The 17,362-nt window shown below is 40.5% G+C and carries 19 protein-coding genes and 2 tRNA genes; 2 read left to right on the forward strand and 19 right to left on the reverse strand.

The window, feature by feature from the left end:
* Positions 1-72: 72 nt before the first annotated feature.
* The 7 genes from SanJ4206_RS08580 to rsgA all read right to left on the reverse strand — a co-directional run bounded on the left by SanJ4206_RS08580 (position 73) and on the right by rsgA (position 5,948).
* Complete coding sequence (locus SanJ4206_RS08580; RefSeq protein WP_003028664.1) at positions 73-657, reverse strand: hypothetical protein; 585 nt, start codon at positions 655-657, stop codon at positions 73-75.
* A gap of 13 nt (positions 658-670) precedes the next feature.
* Positions 671-1,489, reverse strand: coding sequence for a pur operon repressor (gene purR / locus SanJ4206_RS08585; protein WP_003028665.1), 819 nt, complete (start codon positions 1,487-1,489; stop codon positions 671-673).
* Positions 1,490-1,580: 91 nt separating this feature from the next.
* Positions 1,581-2,525 (reverse strand): 3'-5' exoribonuclease YhaM family protein, encoded by a 945-nt coding sequence (locus tag SanJ4206_RS08590; RefSeq protein WP_022525375.1) that lies wholly within the window; start codon positions 2,523-2,525, stop codon positions 1,581-1,583.
* On the reverse strand, positions 2,515-3,771 hold the full coding sequence (locus SanJ4206_RS08595) for a DNA recombination protein RmuC (RefSeq protein ID WP_022525376.1): 1,257 nt from the start codon (positions 3,769-3,771) through the stop codon (positions 2,515-2,517). The genes SanJ4206_RS08590 and SanJ4206_RS08595 overlap by 11 nt, the downstream gene beginning before the upstream one ends.
* A 1-nt stretch (position 3,772) precedes the next feature.
* Positions 3,773-4,405 (reverse strand): thiamine diphosphokinase, encoded by a 633-nt coding sequence (locus SanJ4206_RS08600; protein ID WP_003028670.1) that lies wholly within the window; start codon positions 4,403-4,405, stop codon positions 3,773-3,775.
* Complete coding sequence (gene rpe / locus SanJ4206_RS08605; RefSeq protein WP_003028674.1) at positions 4,398-5,057, reverse strand: ribulose-phosphate 3-epimerase; 660 nt, start codon at positions 5,055-5,057, stop codon at positions 4,398-4,400. The genes SanJ4206_RS08600 and rpe overlap by 8 nt, the downstream gene beginning before the upstream one ends.
* A gap of 12 nt (positions 5,058-5,069) precedes the next feature.
* Positions 5,070-5,948, reverse strand: a complete 879-nt coding sequence (gene rsgA, locus SanJ4206_RS08610) for a ribosome small subunit-dependent GTPase A (RefSeq protein ID WP_003028677.1) — start codon at positions 5,946-5,948, stop codon at positions 5,070-5,072.
* A 110-nt stretch (positions 5,949-6,058) separates the two neighbouring features.
* On the opposite strand from rsgA, the gene SanJ4206_RS08615 reads away from it, so the two are divergent.
* A tRNA-Leu gene (locus tag SanJ4206_RS08615) sits at positions 6,059-6,141 on the forward strand.
* Positions 6,142-6,266: 125 nt separating this feature from the next.
* A tRNA-Ser gene (locus tag SanJ4206_RS08620) sits at positions 6,267-6,355 on the forward strand.
* A gap of 59 nt (positions 6,356-6,414) precedes the next feature.
* Here the strand turns inward: SanJ4206_RS08620 and rsmA are convergent.
* From rsmA to SanJ4206_RS08680, 12 genes are all read right to left on the reverse strand, one after another.
* Positions 6,415-7,290: a 16S rRNA (adenine(1518)-N(6)/adenine(1519)-N(6))-dimethyltransferase RsmA gene (rsmA, locus tag SanJ4206_RS08625; protein ID WP_003028680.1), complete on the reverse strand. Its 876-nt coding sequence runs from the start codon at positions 7,288-7,290 to the stop codon at positions 6,415-6,417.
* An 18-nt stretch (positions 7,291-7,308) separates the two neighbouring features.
* Positions 7,309-8,025, reverse strand: coding sequence for a hypothetical protein (locus SanJ4206_RS08630; protein WP_022525377.1), 717 nt, complete (start codon positions 8,023-8,025; stop codon positions 7,309-7,311).
* 323 nt (positions 8,026-8,348) lie between these two features.
* Positions 8,349-9,203 (reverse strand): SDR family NAD(P)-dependent oxidoreductase, encoded by an 855-nt coding sequence (locus SanJ4206_RS08635; RefSeq protein ID WP_003028684.1) that lies wholly within the window; start codon positions 9,201-9,203, stop codon positions 8,349-8,351.
* 9 nt (positions 9,204-9,212) lie between these two features.
* On the reverse strand, positions 9,213-9,785 hold the full coding sequence (gene rnmV / locus SanJ4206_RS08640; RefSeq protein ID WP_003028687.1) for a ribonuclease M5: 573 nt from the start codon (positions 9,783-9,785) through the stop codon (positions 9,213-9,215).
* Positions 9,785-10,564 (reverse strand): TatD family hydrolase, encoded by a 780-nt coding sequence (locus tag SanJ4206_RS08645; RefSeq protein WP_003028689.1) that lies wholly within the window; start codon positions 10,562-10,564, stop codon positions 9,785-9,787. The genes rnmV and SanJ4206_RS08645 overlap by 1 nt, the downstream gene beginning before the upstream one ends.
* 129 nt (positions 10,565-10,693) lie before the next feature.
* Complete coding sequence (gene rpmH / locus SanJ4206_RS08650) at positions 10,694-10,828, reverse strand: 50S ribosomal protein L34 (RefSeq protein ID WP_003026476.1); 135 nt, start codon at positions 10,826-10,828, stop codon at positions 10,694-10,696.
* A 154-nt stretch (positions 10,829-10,982) separates the two neighbouring features.
* Positions 10,983-11,615, reverse strand: coding sequence for a hypothetical protein (locus SanJ4206_RS08655; RefSeq protein WP_003028692.1), 633 nt, complete (start codon positions 11,613-11,615; stop codon positions 10,983-10,985).
* A 92-nt stretch (positions 11,616-11,707) separates the two neighbouring features.
* On the reverse strand, positions 11,708-12,745 hold the full coding sequence (gene jag / locus SanJ4206_RS08660) for an RNA-binding cell elongation regulator Jag/EloR (protein ID WP_003028695.1): 1,038 nt from the start codon (positions 12,743-12,745) through the stop codon (positions 11,708-11,710).
* 12 nt (positions 12,746-12,757) lie between these two features.
* Entirely contained in the window at positions 12,758-13,573 is an 816-nt protein-coding gene (locus tag SanJ4206_RS08665; protein ID WP_003028697.1) for a YidC/Oxa1 family membrane protein insertase, read from the reverse strand.
* Positions 13,557-13,916: a ribonuclease P protein component gene (gene rnpA / locus SanJ4206_RS08670; RefSeq protein ID WP_003028698.1), complete on the reverse strand. Its 360-nt coding sequence runs from the start codon at positions 13,914-13,916 to the stop codon at positions 13,557-13,559. The genes SanJ4206_RS08665 and rnpA overlap by 17 nt, the downstream gene beginning before the upstream one ends.
* A 254-nt stretch (positions 13,917-14,170) precedes the next feature.
* Positions 14,171-15,682, reverse strand: coding sequence for a glycerol kinase GlpK (gene glpK, locus SanJ4206_RS08675; protein WP_003028700.1), 1,512 nt, complete (start codon positions 15,680-15,682; stop codon positions 14,171-14,173).
* A gap of 152 nt (positions 15,683-15,834) precedes the next feature.
* Positions 15,835-17,184, reverse strand: a complete 1,350-nt coding sequence (locus tag SanJ4206_RS08680) for a glucose-6-phosphate isomerase (RefSeq protein WP_003026484.1) — start codon at positions 17,182-17,184, stop codon at positions 15,835-15,837.
* Positions 17,185-17,362: the final 178 nt, after the last annotated feature.

A 17,362-nucleotide genomic window follows, 5' to 3' on the forward strand; every position in this document is an offset into this window, starting at 1 on the left:
CGTCTATTAGTATAACACGACGGCACTTTCTTTGTCAATATATTTTTTATAGTTTTCCTATTGAAATCCCAGCTATTGTCCAGTAGTATTTGTGGTTGGGACACTTGCTCCGTTTCCGTTAGTCGTTGGAGTTTGAGCTGAATTGGTCTCAGCCTGTCCTGTGGTAGCTGAAGTTGCTGGAGCTTGATAGGTTTGAGGATAAGTTTGTTGGTACGTTTGCCCTGTATCTGTTTGAGGCGTTACAGCATTTTGACTTTCTGTAGCAGCTGCTTCGCTGGCTGCACGCGCAGCAATCGCGTCACTAACTGCCTTAATCCGTTGTTGAAGTTGAGCTTTTTGAGCTTCGTCTTTCAACTTGTCCACTTTTTCTTGAGCAGGCGTTACATTAGCTGTCATCTGCTCCGCTTCCAGTTTTTTAACAGCCTCTTCTGCCTCTTGTGCAATTTTGGCTTGCTCTTTTTTCTCTTTTTCTGCTTTCGATTCTGAAGATTTTGATGTTGAAATGGTTTGCCTTACAGTCGGAGCAGCTGCACGCGTCGCGTCATCTTGCTTTTTAACGAAAAACAATCCAGCAGCAAGAATAAGCGCCAAAGCTGTAACAATCGAAATTCTTAGCCACAAAGAGCTTTGATCCAATTTATCCAATATATTTTTCAAATTCTCACCTCATCTATTTGTCAAAAATATTGCCAACTTTTACGCTAATTTTGTTGGACTTCACATCAATAGCTGTCACTTTCAACAATGATTTGTAATCCAAATGTTCACGTTCTGTCTGTGCATTTTCCGCAAAGACCGCTACACCAGCTAACTCTGAATCAAATTCTCGTAAAAGACTAATCATGCCATTGACTGTCCCACCACCTTTTAAGAAATCATCTACGATTAAAACACGGCTTCCAGCTTTCAGGCTGCGTTTCGACAAGAACATCTTCTCAATACGGTCACCGCTCGAACCTGACACATAATTGACGCTAACCGTCGAGCCCTCTGTGATTTTCAAGTCGCGACGGACAATGACAAATGGAACATTTAACACATTTGCCACTGCATTTGCCAACGGCACTCCTTTTGTGGCAACAGTCATTACGGCATCAATTTTTTGATTTCGAAACGTCTTGGCAATAATGCGCCCAATGTTGTTTAAAATAGAAGGCGTACTCAGCAAATCCGATAAGTAAATGTAGCCACCGGGTAAAATTCGATTGCTTTCAGACAATTTCGTGCGGAGGTCTTCCACCATTGCTCTAGCTTCTTTATCCGAGATAGAGGGAGTAAAAATAACGCCTCCTCCTGCTCCTGTAATGGTTTCGATGTGCCCAATTTCCATTTCTTCAAAAGCACGTTTGATAATGACAATATCTTCGGAAATGGAAGATTTTGCGGACTCATACTTTTCAGCAAATGTATTGAGACTTGTTAATTCGTACGGATGATTGATTAGGTAGTTAGAAATAACTACCATGCGTTCACTTCTTCTTAATTTCATTTTTTCACCAATTTATTTTATTTTCTTCATTATATCATAATCAGTCCAAAAAACGAACATTATTTTTGCAATAACATTCGTTTTTCGTTTTTTACTTATCAAAATTAGGCTTATAGAAAGAGCGGTTGTCCATAGCAAAGATTCGATTGGTCATCTCCCCCTTGCCAACCAAGGCTAGAGCCGAAGTCATCATCATCATTTCCGCATCTAAATTATCAATCATGTGGATAATTTCAGCTTCCATGATTTTCGGACGCACTGGACTACCGTATTCCAACAGGCCGTGATGACTTAGCAAAACATGACGGAGAATAATGACCTCTTCTCTAGTGTCGTCAATTTTTAATTCTGCCAACACCTTTGTTATTTCTTCATCAATCAAAGCGATGTGTCCGATGAGATTGCCTCGAACAGTGTATTCTGTTTGCTCTGGGCCTGTCAATTCCAGTACCTTTGCTAAATCATGGAGCATAATTCCTGCATAAAGTAAACTCTTATTTAGTTGCGGGTAAATCTCACCAATAGCATTTGCTAGCCGCACCATAGTCGCAGTATGAAAAGCAAGTCCTGCCTCAAAAGCGTGGTGATTGGTTTTCGCTGCTGGATAGGAGTAAAATTCTTTATCGTATTTAGCATACAAAGCCCGTACCACACGCTGCCAAACTGGATTTTCAATTTTAAAAATCATTTGCGAGAGATAGTCACGTAACTCCTGGACATCAACCGGTGGTTTTTCCTTAAAATCAGCCGGATTGTTTGGTTCGCCAACTTTAGGCAATCGCAAGGTAATTTGATTGACTTGAGGGGTGTTGTTATACACTTCTCTGCGCCCTTGCATGTGAACGACTTTCCCAGCAGTAAACTCTTCCACATTGTGCGGTTGTGCATCCCACAATTTCCCTTCAATCGTTCCAGTGTCATCTTGAAAGGTGAATGCCAAATAGTTTTTCCCTGCCCTTGTTTGACGAAGTTCAGCAGATTTGATGAGATAAAACCCTTCAAACAGCTCGTCTTTTTTCATTTGGTTAATCTTCATATTCTTCCTCTTCATCTTGGAAATCTAGTAGACCGTTGAAGTCCGATTTGTCCGAAATTTCAATATGGCGCAAAGTTCGCTCGATAGCATTGGTTCTGCGCGTCAGCAATTCATCAATATTGCCAGAAGCATGTTGCAGATGTTTTTGTGCCTTGAGCAAAATGCCACCAAATTTATTAAATTCTGATTTGACATTGCCCAAAACCTTACTGATGTCATCTGCACTTCGTTGAATGTTGAGCGTTTTAAAACCAACCGAAAGCGAATTGAGTAGGGCAGACAACGTAGACGGTCCTGCGACCACAATCTGCTCGTCTCGACGCAAACTGTCAAAGAATTCCGGATTGCGAACGACTTCTGAATAAAGCCCTTCCGTTGGTAAAAACATCACGCCAAAGTTTGTTGTTGCAGGAGGCGCTAAGTATTTCTTATTGATGTCCTTGGCAAAACGTTTGACGCTCGCTAGCAAAGACTTACGATACAAATCAATCTCTTCTTTGTTTCCTGATTCGTAAGCATCCTCCAAGCGATAGTAGTCAGCAAGCGGAAACTTGGAATCAATCGGCAAATAGATATATTCTTTTTCCACTTGTCCCGGTAATTTAATCGCATACTCTACGCGCTCACTGGATCCTGCAACCGTCGCAAATTCGCGTTCATACTGGCTCGGTGTCAGAATGTCTTCAATGATTTGACCAAGTTGCAACTCGCCTAAAATTCCACGCGTTTTAGTATTGGAGAGCACCTTATTTAGAGTGCCAACATCACGCGCTACATTTTGCATTTCTCCCAAGCCACGATTGACCGACTCTAATTGTTTTGAAACTGTTTCAAAAGACGTTTGCAATCTCGCCTGCAACGTTTTCTCTAATTTTTCTTCCACTGTTTGGCGCATTTGCTCTAAACGACGGTCATTTGACTCTTGAATCTGACGCATTCGTTCGTCTGTCTTATCACGATTTTTAGTTAGATTCTCGCTTATCTCTAACCGCATTTCCGTTAAATTTCGATGTAAATCCGTACGCGCCTCACCCAAACGATCTCCCAGAGCCAATTCCAGTTGTTGCTGTGCTAGAAGGCGTTGCTGCCGCTCCTGCTCAAAACGGTAATCCAACTGATCAGATAATTGATCGGCTTGATCTTCAAAAATCTTCTTCGCTTGGTCTGTCTGTTGCTGATTCTTTTGCCACAAAAGAAAGGTCACAATAAGATCTCCCAGCAATAAGAGGATAATTATAAACTCCATACTAACTCCTGTCTTTGCTATAAATGACAATAACATAATCTGATTGGCACTCTAAAAAAACGGGCTCATCTATAAATTCGTTAGAAGCATACACTTTTTTAAAAAAATAATTGGATTCGTTTAAAGGATATTTGGCGCCTTCAATGGTCAAACGACCGTCGTCCACAGGCATAAAAGCTAAATAGTTCATACCAGCTACTGGCTTTATCTCGTGACGCCCTTGAGGGCAATAGCGGAGCTCATTTTGTGCATTGCACAGTCGAATTTGCTGCATATAAGGAGTAATTTCTGGATTACTTGGCAAGAAAATATTTGCCAAAGTATGATCCAAGCGCCCGCCAAAAGCACCAAAAATTGTCACTTGCGCCTGTGGATAACGTGCAAAAACAGCTTTAACTGCCAACTCTAAATCCGTATCATCTTTTTCAGGTTGTGCTTGAAGTACCTCTTTAGATTGAGAACAAATCAAAGCCAACTCTTTCTCCGAAACGGAATCAAAATCACCGACCGCTAAATCTGGGCAAATGCCTTGTTCAATGAGAAACAGGCTTCCCCTATCTACTCCGATAAAGAGGTCAAAATCCATTTGAAAGCTATCTATCGTCCCACCAGCAAAGAGAGCAATTTTAATCATGCAATGCTTCTTTCAAGGTTTGAACCTGACGAGCTACATCACCTTTGAACACATAACTACCTGCCACAAAGACATTAGCACCGGCCTCTTTGGCAATGCGAATGGTTTCATCATCAATACCACCGTCTACTTCAATATCAAAGTCTAGTTGGTTCACTTCTCTCAAAACGACTAATTCGCGTACTTTATCCATTGTTTCTGGTAGAAAAGCTTGTCCACCGAAGCCCGGATTGACAGTCATTACTAAGACTTGGTCAACTAGATTAAGTACGTTTTTCACCGCTTCAACAGGCGTTCCCGGATTGATAACAACACTTGCCTTGACACCAGCTGCCCGAATCTTTTGCAAAGCTCCGTGAATATGTGGTGTTGCTTCAGCGTGGATGCTGATAATATCTGCACCCGCACGAGCAAAATCTTTAATATGGTGTTCTGGATTGGAGACCATAAGATGACAATCAAATACCAATCTACTGTGTGGTCGCATGCTCGCTACCACACCCGCACCGAAGCTGATATTGGGAACAAAATGTCCGTCCATAATATCAATATGAGCGTACTCTGCCCCTGCGGCTTCTAATTTTTTCAATTCTGATTCAAAGTTTGCATAGTCTGCACTTAAAATAGACGGTGCAATTTTATAAGATTTCATTTGGCTTCCTCCTCATTTAGGTTGCTTTTTAACTGCTTTTTTATAGATTTCACGACGATGTTCAATTTCACTCAAAAATTGCAAGTAATCTTCAAATCGAAAGGCTGCAATTGTTCCATTTTCAACGGCAGGTTTCACCGCACAGTTTGGCTCATGCGTATGGGTACAGGTTCGGAATTTACAGCTGCGACTGACTTCAGCAATTTCAGGAAATGCTTGGTTTAAATCCTCCGCATTGTCCACTTCGTAATCCAAGGAAGAAAACCCCGGCGTATCCGCAATTTTTCCTCCATTAAGATTGTAAAAACTGACAGCTCGTGTCGTATGACGACCGCGACCAAGGCTTTCTGAAATCTCCCCTGTTTCCAATTTCAGATCCGGTGCAATTTTATTAAGCAAAGTGGACTTACCAACTCCTGTCTGCCCCATAAAGACCGTCTTTTTTCTGATTAAAAACTGCAATAGTTCTTCTACTGTTTTGGCAGTATCATAACCAATAGCTTGGTAAACCTCAAGGAAAACATCTAGCTCCTTGTCGTCCTCCAACAAATCCAATTTACTGATATAAATAATCGGATGAATGGCTTTCTGCTCCAAAAGAACTAAGAACCGATCCAAAAGATTGGGATTAAAATCTGGCTCTTTGGCACTCATTATCACGACAGCCTGATCGATATTAACAATAGGTGGGCGTACCAGACTGTTTTTTCGCTCTGCTATTTTTAAAATGTATCCTTCAGAATCTTTCTCAGCAGAAAATTCGACCTCATCTCCCACATAGGGAGTTTGACCTTTCTTGCGAAAATTCCCTCTTGCTCTGGTCTGATACACCTTGCCTTCTGACTCTACATAATAGAAGCCAGCCAAGGCTTTCACAATTGTTCCTTTCAAATGAACTCCTTTAACCTTAATAAGTTCATTATATCAAAAAAACAAGTATTTTGCTTTTTAGTGCAAAAAAATGATGAAAAACGTTGCCAATGTGGTATAATAGATACCGAGCGGAAATGGCGGAACGGCAGACGCGCATGCTTCAGGCGCATGTGTCCATTCGGACGTGAGGGTTCAAATCCCTTTTTCCGCATTTTTATTTTGTTAGGTGTTTTGGTATTGCAGCTTATGCTGCGCTTTGCTTTCTCTCCTAAAACGAAATACCCTATTTTGAATGCTTCTATCGAGCCCATTCAAAAATTCCTTATTCTAAATTTTGGAAAGGTGGCCCAGCTTGGTACGGCACCGGACTCGAAATCCGGCAAATGGATTTTATTCATGCGCGGGTTCAAATCCCGTCCTTTCCTTATAAAGAACCTCACTAAAATGAACTTAGTGAGGCTTTTTGTTTACAATATTATCCAACTTATCTGAATCCCTCGTCATATAAGCTGTCTGCTAAATGCGCAAATTCTTGCAAATCAAGCGCTTCTCCTCGTACACTTGGAGATAACTCAGCATTGTCCAAAGCGGACTCTAGCTTTGTTTTGACTTCATTAGACTTCCCAAAATAACTGGTCAGATTATTCCAGAGGGTTTTCCGGCGGTGGGTAAAACTAGCTTTTGAGACTTTGAAGAAGAAGGCTTCATCCTTGACCCCAACTGCTGGCTGGTCTCTGCGGACCATCTTGAGGATAGCCGAATCCACATTTGGAGCGGGAACAAAGACCGTCCGTGGTACGATAAAAGCAACCTTTGCGGTCATATAATACTGCACCGCTATTGACAAACTGCCATAAGATTTACTATTGGGCTGCGCCGAGATACGATCAGCCACTTCTCGCTGCATCATCACGACAAATTCACTAAAAGGAATGCCACTCTCAATCAAGTGCATGAGGATAGGAGTAGTAATATAGTAGGGCAGGTTGGCCACCACTTTGATAGGAAGATTTGGATTAGCAAATTCCTTGATTCGGGCTTGCAAGTCTGACTTAAGAATATCTTCATTGACCACGCGCACATTGTCAAAATCCCGCAGAGTATCTGCCAAAATCGGCACCAAGCGATCATCAATTTCAAAAGCCATAACTTCGGCTGTATTTTCCGCCAAAAACTCAGTCAGTGCCCCGATGCCTGGTCCGATTTCGATAACATTAACATTCTCATCAATCTCAGCTGTGTCCACAATTTTTTGTAAAATATTGGTATCAGTCAAGAAATTCTGACCGAACGATTTTTTAAAAGTAAAGCCATGACGCTCAAGCACAGCCCGCGTCACACTATAATCCGCAATTCTCATAAATCTCTTTTCTATCTGTTATCTGAATAAAATATATAAAATTCGCATAATTCCCAGCACAAGCAAAATCCAAAATGCCGGATGAATACGGCGTTTAGTTTCTGTTGAAGTAGATTCAGTCACATCAGTCATTTGCTTGTTTTTTTGATTTTTACCTTTCTTCAACTCATCTTGGTAGGCAACCGAATTTAGAATATTATCTACTGGCAACATGTCTGAAGCATAATCATCTGGGAAACCCATAGCTATCCCAAGCAAATCTTTATCTGTTAAAGAAAAATCCAAATCTTTCGGTTGATTTTGCTGAATAGCACGGACATTTTTTAAAAGTTTGTCAGAAGCAATAGGCAACTCGTCCATAGAAATAATTTCTAAAACGTCAAATCCTAGCGTATCACCCTCTTTGATATTTACAGTAATGTAACACACAAAGTCATCGTACAGTTGCAAAGTCTGTGGAGCATGCTGCTCTAAAAAGGAGCGATTGCGACGAGCATTCTGATGAAAATTTTCAACAGAAAGAGCAATCCCCATATCCTGTGTCCGATAAAATTCTTCTGCCTTCTCTTTATCTTTTTTTTCAAGCTCTTCTGCTTTTTGCCACAAATCAATGGCTGCTTGCAGTTCTTCTTCACCCCAAAATAGTTGCCAGAAATAAGGAATCGTATAAATTCCCTCCGCTAAAACACGTGCCTCATCTCCGTTTTTTAAATAAATATAGCTTCTATTTGCCATCTCGCTTCCTTTCGTATTTTTTTCATTCCATCTCAACATCTGTCAATCCAATCTCAAATAATTCTAGTCGTTTGAGCAATTGTTTCTCATTTGGATAGCCCATGCAGAATTCTTCAACTCAGAATTCACAACATTTTTGGACATCAACTTCATGTGAAACCAGTAGTACATAATGTTTCATTAGTGACATCAGTCATCATCACTGTCAAGCACTTCAAACATAATCTTTTGTAAATATCAAAGTTGACATATTATCGCCAGCTAAATCCCTCTTACCACTCATCATGCTTAAAAAACATACTAAACGCTATAATATTCGACTATCATTCTCCGGTCTTCTCTGTGGTTAGTTGCGTCAAAATTCGGTAGAGTTTCTCTTGTGCCTCTTGATCATAAACCGAGCGATTGGCTTTGACCTCTTGGCATTTTTCATTGTATAAAAAGCCGTTATAGCTGTTTCCCGTGGCGAGAGCGACATAGGTTTGTGCCATTTCTTCAGGCGAAATTGAGAATCGAGATTTCAGTTTGTATAGGTTTTTCATAAAGGAAGAAAGGTGACTATAACGCTTCATATCTACCTTAACACTAGGTACTCTGATAGCCTGAATTGTAACGTCTTTGTACCTTGCTCTCATCGCTAAGGTCAGCATCAGAAGCGCTAATTTGTTCTGGTAATAAGTTTTTGAATGGGTGTAAGATTGTTCGCCCTTTAGATTATCAAAATTCAATTTAATAAAAGGATAGGCTTGTAAACCTTGCGATGAAATATTGAGAATGCGACCACTCTCGGACTCTTTCAATAAGGGAATAAAAGACTGGGATAGCAAAAAAGGAGCTACAACATTGGTCGCAAACTGCTTTTCCAATCCATCTTTGGTTAAAACTGGTTGCTTAATTGATAAATCAAAGTCAGCAGCATTATTTATCAAGACATCAAGCGCTCCTTGAGTCTGGATATAATTTTCAATAGCTGTTTTGGTACTCGTTAAGTCAGAAAGATCTGCTAATAGGTAGCTGACATGAGAATTACCAGTTTCACTAATGATTGTCTCACAGGCGCTCTCAGCTCTCTCTTTACTACGACAAAAAATCGTTACCTGCCAGCCTTTATCAGCTAGCTGTTTAGCTGCTTGATAACCTATCCCGCTATTTCCACCTGTTATGATACATTTTTTCATACTATTCCTTTACTTTTCACTTTCTTGATAATGCGCCATCACGCTCTCAACTTTTGCTAAATTTATCCCAAATAATTCCAAGCGTTTAAGCAATTGTTTCCCATTTGAATAGCCAATACGGAGTTCTTTCCCTAAAAACTCACGACGTTTGCGGCTATCATTTCCAGCTAGAAATCCTAAACGAATCAAATCTGAGCGCGTAATGTCAAAATCAGTCGTTTTCCCAAAATTCTTAGTCACCTGCGAAAGAGCTGTCCTCAAATCTTCATAAGAAGCATGCTCAATACCTAATGATTTTCCTTTACTTTTAGACTTGGGAGCTGCCTCATCACGCCTTAAAAAAGCATGTTGAACACTAGGAATAGCGGTCATAATCATTCTACGAATCCGCTCGCCATTGACATCTGGATCGGTAAAAACGATCACTCCATGCAAGTTATGGAGATGTTTGATGCGTTGAATGTCTTTTTGACAAATCGCAGACCCTCTCGTTTCATAAGTTTCTACGTCAAAGTATCTTTTAAGGTTAGCTGTATCATCTCGACCTTCTACAACGATGACTTGAGAAATTTTTTCTTTCATCAATCTTCTTTCAAATTAAATATTCGCAGCGCATTTTCATAGGTCGCTTGCGCAACTTCTCCGACAGTCAAACTACGAAGTTCTGCAATCTTGTCTACAACATAGCGAGTATAAGCCGTCCGGTTTTCACGACCACGTTTTGGAACAGGAGCTAAGTAAGGTGCATCAGTTTCAACTAGGATTTTATCCAAAGGGAGGTTTTGCGCAGCTTCCTGCACATCTACAGCCTTCTTAAACGTGACCACACCCGAAAATGAAATCATCATACCAAGCTGGATAAAACGCTCTGCCATTTCCAAAGAACCTGAATAAGAGTGCATAATGCCGCCACGAGGACCAACACCTTCACTTTTAATAATCTCATATGTGTCGTCCAAGGCATCACGAGTGTGCACTACAAAAGGCAAGTCAAGATCTTTTGATAATTGAATCTGCCGCCGAAAAACTCGCTCTTGCATCTCTTTCGGTGCTGTCATCCAATGATAATCCAATCCAATTTCACCAAGGGCAATAACTTTGGGAGCATGCAAATGACTGACAAGCATGTCCTCCACTTCCTGCGTGTAAGAACCTGCCTCCGTCGGATGCCAGCCAATCGTACTGTAAAGCTCATCATATTGACGAGACAGCGCTAGCGACTTTTCAATGGTTTCTGCATCAAAACCCACAATATTCATCTTGGTAACACCTAACTCGCGTGCAAAAACAATTTCTTCAGCTTCTTTGCCTGCAAAATTGTCCACGTTGAGGTGTGTATGTGTGTCAAAAATGTTCATCATTCATTCCTCTTTATATCAGTTTCTATTATATCAAAATCTCTGAGCAAATGCAGATTGTCCCTTTGTTCTCCAACAAAAAAACCAGCGGTCTCGAGTTTCCGTTGGTTCTTCATCTTGTATTCGTTTGGATTATGCAGCCAAAACTTTGCGTCCTTTACGACGACGGCTAGCAAGCACGCGACGACCGTTTTTAGTTGCCATACGATGACGGAAACCGTGTTTGCGCGCACGACGGATTTTACTTGGTTGATAAGTACGTTTCACTTTGAATACCTCCTCTTAGATTCTTGTATTCGTTTAGCCGGCTATTGTGATCAGTTACTAAACATACTTTACTATTCTATATGATTCTAAGCCTTTTGTCAATAGCAGCGCGAAATTGTTTTTGCTAAATCTAAAAAAAGGTTGCTTAAACCTCTTATAATTCTCTGGTTGCCTCATAAAAAGGAATGAGAGTTGTCATAGCCTTCTGGAGTTGCTCCAACACTTGTCTTACCGATGTGGCTTGGGCTAAATCTACATCGTATTTTACTAAGACTTTACGAACTTGCCCTATTTTTACTTGTCGGCTCAAATACTGCCGATTCTCTTCTGCCCCAGCAAATCGTTGACTGATACCATTTATTTGAGTCAAGTAATAAACTGGAGCTGTGATTGGCACCTGCAACACTCGATTTTGCTTCGTCAGACTGGTTTCATCTTTCTTGCGCTCGATAAAGCTAACTTCTAACGATACTCCAAAATCTCCTGGTTTCCCATATAAACGCAGAGCAAACATTGGTTCTGTGATATCGCCATAACCACACAAATAGTTCCAAAAATGGGGACGCAAAATTTGTGCTTGATTCATCCAGTTGCTGGTACGCTCCAGAGTTAATTTTGGATAAAATCTTTGAAATTGCTTAACCAAGTCCGAAAATTCCGCGCGTGCTGCCTGACCTTTCCGTTTAAAATCAAGCATCATTTCTCTCAATTCTCCCGCTTTATCAGGAGAAATATATTTATTTCCTTGTAATGCTAAGTATGTTTCAATAGCTAGAAAAATAGACATATAAGCTCCCTTCTTCTCAATCCCAAGTGCCGCAAATAGCAGATCAAGCGGAAAGAAAGACTGAAAAGAAATTCTTCCCAGTCCTCAGTTTATTATTCACTGTCAATATCCACGACAACATAACGATTTGGCTCATCACCTTCTGAATAGCTGGTAAGTCCGTCCATTTTAGAAATGATACGGTGGATAATTTTCCGCTCATTGTTGGACATTGGGTCGGTTTTTTGACTATGCTGGTATTCCAACACACGGTCAGCCAATTTTTGAGCGTAGCTTTGTAGAACTTCTGCTCGATGTTCTACATAATCATTAACATTGATAGAAATGTAAAAACTCTTAGAATAGCGATTATAAAGATAATTCTGTGCCAACAATTGAAGAGCTTTCAGCACTTTTCCGTGATAGCCGATAATGCGACCAGGCTCATTGGTATCAATCTGCATATTGATTGTCCGACGATTATGAGCACTTGCAATGCTAGCTTCAACGTCCATTTCGTCCACGATGTTTTGCACATAACCTGTCACACTCGCAACAACTTCTTCAACATCATAATCTTCTTCCACTTGAATGCCCAAATCTTCAAAATCAGCCGGCTCCTCAGCTATCGGTTGGACTTCCGAGTGCTTTTCTACAGCCTGCCCAAAAGCAATAATCTTGTCAGTTGGCTTTTCTTCTTGAGCGACCGATTTTTGAAAATTTACGATGTCACTATCTTTCAATAAGTCAATTGTGCCTGTTTCTTCAAGAATCGTGCTGGCTTCTTTTTCGTGCTTCAAAATTTCAGCTTTCACATCATCTGAGATTTCCTTGCCTTCTTCTTCGATTTTTTTAATGGCTGCAACAACATGTCCTAAGTCAACAGTTGCTTCACTCACGCTTTTAACGGGCTCATTTTGAGCATTGATTGCTTCCGGAACACCTTTGACAGCCTTTTGATTTGCCTTTACCACCGTCGTTTCGTTAATGGGCTCCACATCAACTTGGGCTAATTTCTTGCCAAATAATCCTAAAAATCCTTTTTTCTCACGAGAAATCACTTTGATATGTGCTTTCATCCGTGGAATATCTAACTCGCGCAAGCCATTTTGAATGGCTTCTTCAACACTCGCTCCTGTAAATAATACCATACAAGCGCCTCCTTACTTTTTCTTTTTTTGTGCTTTACGATAAGCACGTTTTTTCTTTTCTTCACGTTCTCGCTCAGCAGTCGCTTTCGCTTCTCTTTCTGCAATGATTTTATATGGATTGCTCAGTAAAAGCGTTTGGAACACTTGATACGCGTACGATGTGCTCCAATACAAAGCAACCCCACTCGCTACACTCATGGCAAAGAAGAAGACAAACAGCGGCATGACAAACATCATTCCTGTCATCAAGCCATTGCGTTCCGCCATTCCTTTATTGCTCAACCAAGTACTCAAAAAGGTGAAAACGGCTGCTAAAACCGGCAAAATATAATAGGGGTCTGTCGCGCCCAGATTCAGCCAGAGAAAATGCCCTACTTTGAGAAATTCAACGCGTGTCAAGGCATGATACAAGGCAATCAACACAGGCATTTGAATGAGCAAGGGCCAAAATGATGCCGATGGCTTTACTCCTAATTCCTTATACAGCTTTTGTGTTTCTTCTGCCAAACGACTGCGACTTTCCATGTCGCGTCCTGGATACTTCGCCTGCAATTCTTTCACTAACGGCTGCGCTTCCTGCATTTTCCGAGAAGCATTAATCTGCAATTGGAAAACAGGCAAAAGAACTGTCCGAATAATCAATGTGAAAAGGATAATCCCAATTCCTGTACTTCCATTGAATGACAGAAAACGAATCGTTACGGCGAAGAAATAGACAAATCTCTCCCATAAATCCGGCGAACTCGCTGTAACCTCACTCGTCCCACACGCTGTTAAGATGAGCGAAGCTAAAATTAAAAGCCCCACCAGTTTACTTTTCTTTTTCACTACTCAAACCTTCCTGATAAATTTTTGCTATTTTTAGTACATGAAGCAAATTTTGCTCTAATTCTTGATAAGTCAGAATTTCCACACCTTTTCGTGCAATAACGACAAAATCAAGCGTTGCTAACTCTGCTTGATGAACTATCAAAACGTGTCGAATACGGCGTTTAATCTTATTGCGCATTACCGCATTTCCTAGCTTTTTACTGACGGATATTCCAACTCGAAAGTGTTTTTGCTTCTTTTCTAATGTATAAATGACGAATTTTCTATTGGCAAAACTTTGCCCACTTTTGAAAATCGCATTAAAATCTTTCTCGCTCTTGACGCGATAGCTTTTCTTCAAAACTCAACTCCATCTACCAAAATTATATCTATTATACCATAATTTTCAAAAAAACCAATAAGAGCAGGCATATTCACCGTTTTACTCTATCCAACTGATACAAGAACGCATGTAATTCACTTTTATTCTGAAAATTTAATGCTAAAAGAGTTAGTAAAGTAAAGAAGAGCGACTAAGATTGTCTCCTAGTCCCTCCTCTTGTATCTTATACTAAATGATTACCGACACTTGTAACTCATAGTTATATTTTTCAACTATTTGCTAGATTCTTTTGCAAAAAATTGCGTAGCTGCAACTGCTGCTTTCCAGCCTTTGTACAATTTTTGGCGCTCTGCTTCTAGCATAGCAGGTTGGAACGTTTCCACAACTGCATTTAATGTTTTGAGTTCTTCCATATCTTTCCAATAGCCAACTGCAAGACCTGCCAGAAAAGCTGCTCCAAGAGCTGTTGTTTCCAAATTTGCCGCACGCGCTAATTCAATTCCCAAAATATCTGCTTGGAACTGCATGAGAAAATCATTCATGGCAGCACCACCATCTACCTTCAGAACTTGGATTGCTGTACCTGTGTCCATTTGCATGGTGTCAATAATATCGCGCACTTGATAAGCAATGGATTGCAAAGTTGCTTTGATAAAATCTTCTTTACTCGTTCCACGTGTCAAGCCAAAAATAGAACCTCTTGCTTCTGGATCCCAATAAGGCGCTCCAAGTCCCGTAAAAGCTGGAACAACATACACTTCATTTTCATTGGTGGAATTTTTTGCATATCGCTCAGACTCAGGTGAGCTAGCAATCATACGAAGCCCATCACGAAGCCACTGAATGGCACTACCCGCAATAAAAATCGAACCCTCCAAAGCATAAGTCACTTTGCCATTTATCCCATAACCAATAGTCGTCAAAAGATTATTTTTTGATAAATTGCATTCCTGACCAGTATTCATAATGATGAAAGAGCCCGTCCCATAAGTATTCTTCACCATTCCTGGCTCAAATGCTAATTGCCCAAAGAGAGCTGCCTGCTGATCGCCCGCCATTCCTGCAATTGGTACCTCTCCACCATAAAAATGATAGGGTGCTGTTTTGCCATAAATTTCTGAATTCGAGCGAACTTCTGGCAACATAGCCTTAGGAATATTGAGCAAGGATAAAATCTCATCATCCCATTGTAACTCTTTGATATTGTATAGCATGGTCCGCGCTGCATTTGAATAATCTGTCACATGAGCCGCACCATCCGTTAATTTCCAAACCAACCAGGTATCAATCGTACCAAAAAGCAATTCTCCTCGCTCTGCACGTTCCTGCGCGCCCTCTACCTGATCTAAAATCCAGCGTACCTTGGTCGCAGAGAAATAAGCATCTATGATTAAACCTGTTTTTTGATGAAAGAAATCTACATATCCATCTTGCTTGAGCTTTTCTGCTAAAGGAGCTGTTTGCCGAGACTGCCAGACAATGGCATTGTAAATGGGCAAACCCGTTTTCTTATCCCACACAACTGTTGTCTCCCGTTGATTGGTAATGCCAATTGCTTCAATCTCTGTGGGCTTGATGCCACTTTCAATAAAAGCATTTGCAATGACCGACTGCACAGAATTCCAAATCTCATTTGCATTGTGCTCAACCCAGCCCGCCTGTGGAAAAATCTGAGTAAACTCTTTTTGACTCGTAGCAACCTTCTCACCTTTCTTATTGAAAATAATCGCCCGTGAGCTGGTTGTTCCTTGGTCAATCGCCATGATATAAGTTTCTTGTGACATAAAGCGCCTCCGTTGTATAATCTGCTTTTATTATACACAATAAAGCGCTTTCTTTCTATCTTTTTCTTCTGTTTTTGTGAAAATTTCACTCAATTATATGCTTGGCGTATAAAAAACGACTCCTTTTCAGAAGTCGTTCCATTGTATACAAATTACAAACGAGCGTTCAATTCTTTGCTCAATTCTTCAAATCCTGGTTTTCCAAGAAGAGCAAACATATTTTTCTTATATGCTTCTACACCTGGTTGGTCAAATGGGTTAATAGCATTTAAGTAACCAGAAATAGCGATAGCAAGCTCAAAGAAGTAAATAGTGTAACCAAGAGTAAAGGCGTCTTGCTCTGGAAGAGTGACATACATATTTGGCACGTCACCGTCAGTATGAGCCAGAAGTACACCGTCTGTCGCTTTCTTGTTAACAAAGTCAACATCTTTTCCTTGAAGATATCCAAGTCCGTCTAAGTCTTCTGCCAATTCAGGAATCGTCACGTTTTTGCGTGGTTTGTCCACACGGACAACTGTTTCAAACATAATACGCGCACCTTCTTGGATGAATTGCCCAAGAGAGTGAAGGTCTGTTGAGAAATTAGCAGATGTTGGATAAATACCTTTTTGGTCTTTTCCTTCTGACTCACCAGCTAATTGTTTCCACCATTCTGAGAAGTATTGCAGAGATGGTTCGTAGTTAACCAAAATTTCAGTCGCATAGCCTTTGCGATAAAGGATATTACGAAGAGCTGCGTACTGATAAGCTTCGTTTTCTGCAATCTTGTCTGAAGTGTAGTCCTTACGAGCAGCATTAGCACCTTCCATAAGGGCTTTGATGTCTGCGCCTGATGCTGCAATTGGTAGAAGTCCTACTGCTGTCAATACAGAGAAACGTCCGCCAATGTCATCTGGCACCACAAATGTTTCCCAACCATTGGCATCTGCTTCCACCTTAACTGCACCTTTTTGGCGGTCAGTTGTCGCATAGATACGTTTGTTAGCTTCAGCTTCACCATATTTTTTAATCAAAAGTTCTTTGAAGACGCGGAAAGCAATAGCAGGTTCTGTCGTTGTCCCTGATTTAGAAATCACATTAACTGAGAAATCTTTATCTGAAACGTATTCTACCAAGTCTGCAAGGTAAGTAGATGAAATAGAATTTCCAGCATAAAGGATTTGTGGAGCTTTGCGTTCTTCTTTGGTTTGCAAGTTTGCAAAATGATTGCTCAAGAAATCAATCGCTGCTTTTGCTCCAAGGTATGACCCACCAATCCCAATCACGACCAAAACATCGCTGTCTGATTTGATTTGTTCTGCCGCTTTCAAAATGCGAGCGAATTCTTCTTTGTCATAGTTTTCTGGAAGGTCAAGCCAGCCACGGAAGTCACTTCCTGCACCAGTTCCTTTGCGCAACAGTTCATCTGCCGCAGAAACTTGTGTTTGCATGTAATCTACTTCATGCGGTGCAACAAATTTTCCAAGCACGTTTGAGTAATTAAACTGAATATGTGTCATTATAGTCCTCCAATTTTTCTTCTCTACTATGATACCGCTTTACTACTTTTTTATCAAGCAATTTTCTTGACTAAAACGTTTCCAAATTGTTTTTTTATAATTAACTTTCAAAAATCGCAATCTCATACCAACCTTTAAAGCAATCGTTTGCGTAAATCAAAAAATAATCACCCACAGA

The sequence above is a fragment of the Streptococcus anginosus genome (genome assembly GCF_001697145.1).
Taxonomy (GTDB): domain Bacteria; phylum Bacillota; class Bacilli; order Lactobacillales; family Streptococcaceae; genus Streptococcus; species Streptococcus hominis.

Bases quoted from the DNA above. Each gene is read 5' to 3' on its own strand.
- SanJ4206_RS08655 (WP_003028692.1), bottom strand. From the start codon at position 11,615: ATGTCTATTTTTCTAGCTATTGAAACATACTTAGCATTACAAGGAAAT.
- SanJ4206_RS08635 (WP_003028684.1), bottom strand. From the start codon at position 9,203: ATGAAAAAATGTATCATAACAGGTGGAAATAGCGGGATAGGTTATCAA.
- jag (WP_003028695.1), bottom strand. From the start codon at position 12,745: ATGGTATTATTTACAGGAGCGAGTGTTGAAGAAGCCATTCAAAATGGC.
- purR (WP_003028665.1), bottom strand. From the start codon at position 1,489: ATGAAATTAAGAAGAAGTGAACGCATGGTAGTTATTTCTAACTACCTA.
- SanJ4206_RS08600 (WP_003028670.1), bottom strand. From the start codon at position 4,405: ATGATTAAAATTGCTCTCTTTGCTGGTGGGACGATAGATAGCTTTCAA.
- SanJ4206_RS08590 (WP_022525375.1), bottom strand. From the start codon at position 2,525: ATGAAGATTAACCAAATGAAAAAAGACGAGCTGTTTGAAGGGTTTTAT.
- SanJ4206_RS08645 (WP_003028689.1), bottom strand. From the start codon at position 10,564: ATGATGAACATTTTTGACACACATACACACCTCAACGTGGACAATTTT.
- rsmA (WP_003028680.1), bottom strand. From the start codon at position 7,290: ATGAGAATTGCGGATTATAGTGTGACGCGGGCTGTGCTTGAGCGTCAT.
- glpK (WP_003028700.1), bottom strand. From the start codon at position 15,682: ATGTCACAAGAAACTTATATCATGGCGATTGACCAAGGAACAACCAGC.
- rnmV (WP_003028687.1), bottom strand. From the start codon at position 9,785: ATGAAAGAAAAAATTTCTCAAGTCATCGTTGTAGAAGGTCGAGATGAT.
- rpe (WP_003028674.1), bottom strand. From the start codon at position 5,057: ATGAAATCTTATAAAATTGCACCGTCTATTTTAAGTGCAGACTATGCA.
- SanJ4206_RS08680 (WP_003026484.1), bottom strand. From the start codon at position 17,184: ATGACACATATTCAGTTTAATTACTCAAACGTGCTTGGAAAATTTGTT.
- SanJ4206_RS08630 (WP_022525377.1), bottom strand. From the start codon at position 8,025: ATGGCAAATAGAAGCTATATTTATTTAAAAAACGGAGATGAGGCACGT.
- SanJ4206_RS08595 (WP_022525376.1), bottom strand. From the start codon at position 3,771: ATGGAGTTTATAATTATCCTCTTATTGCTGGGAGATCTTATTGTGACC.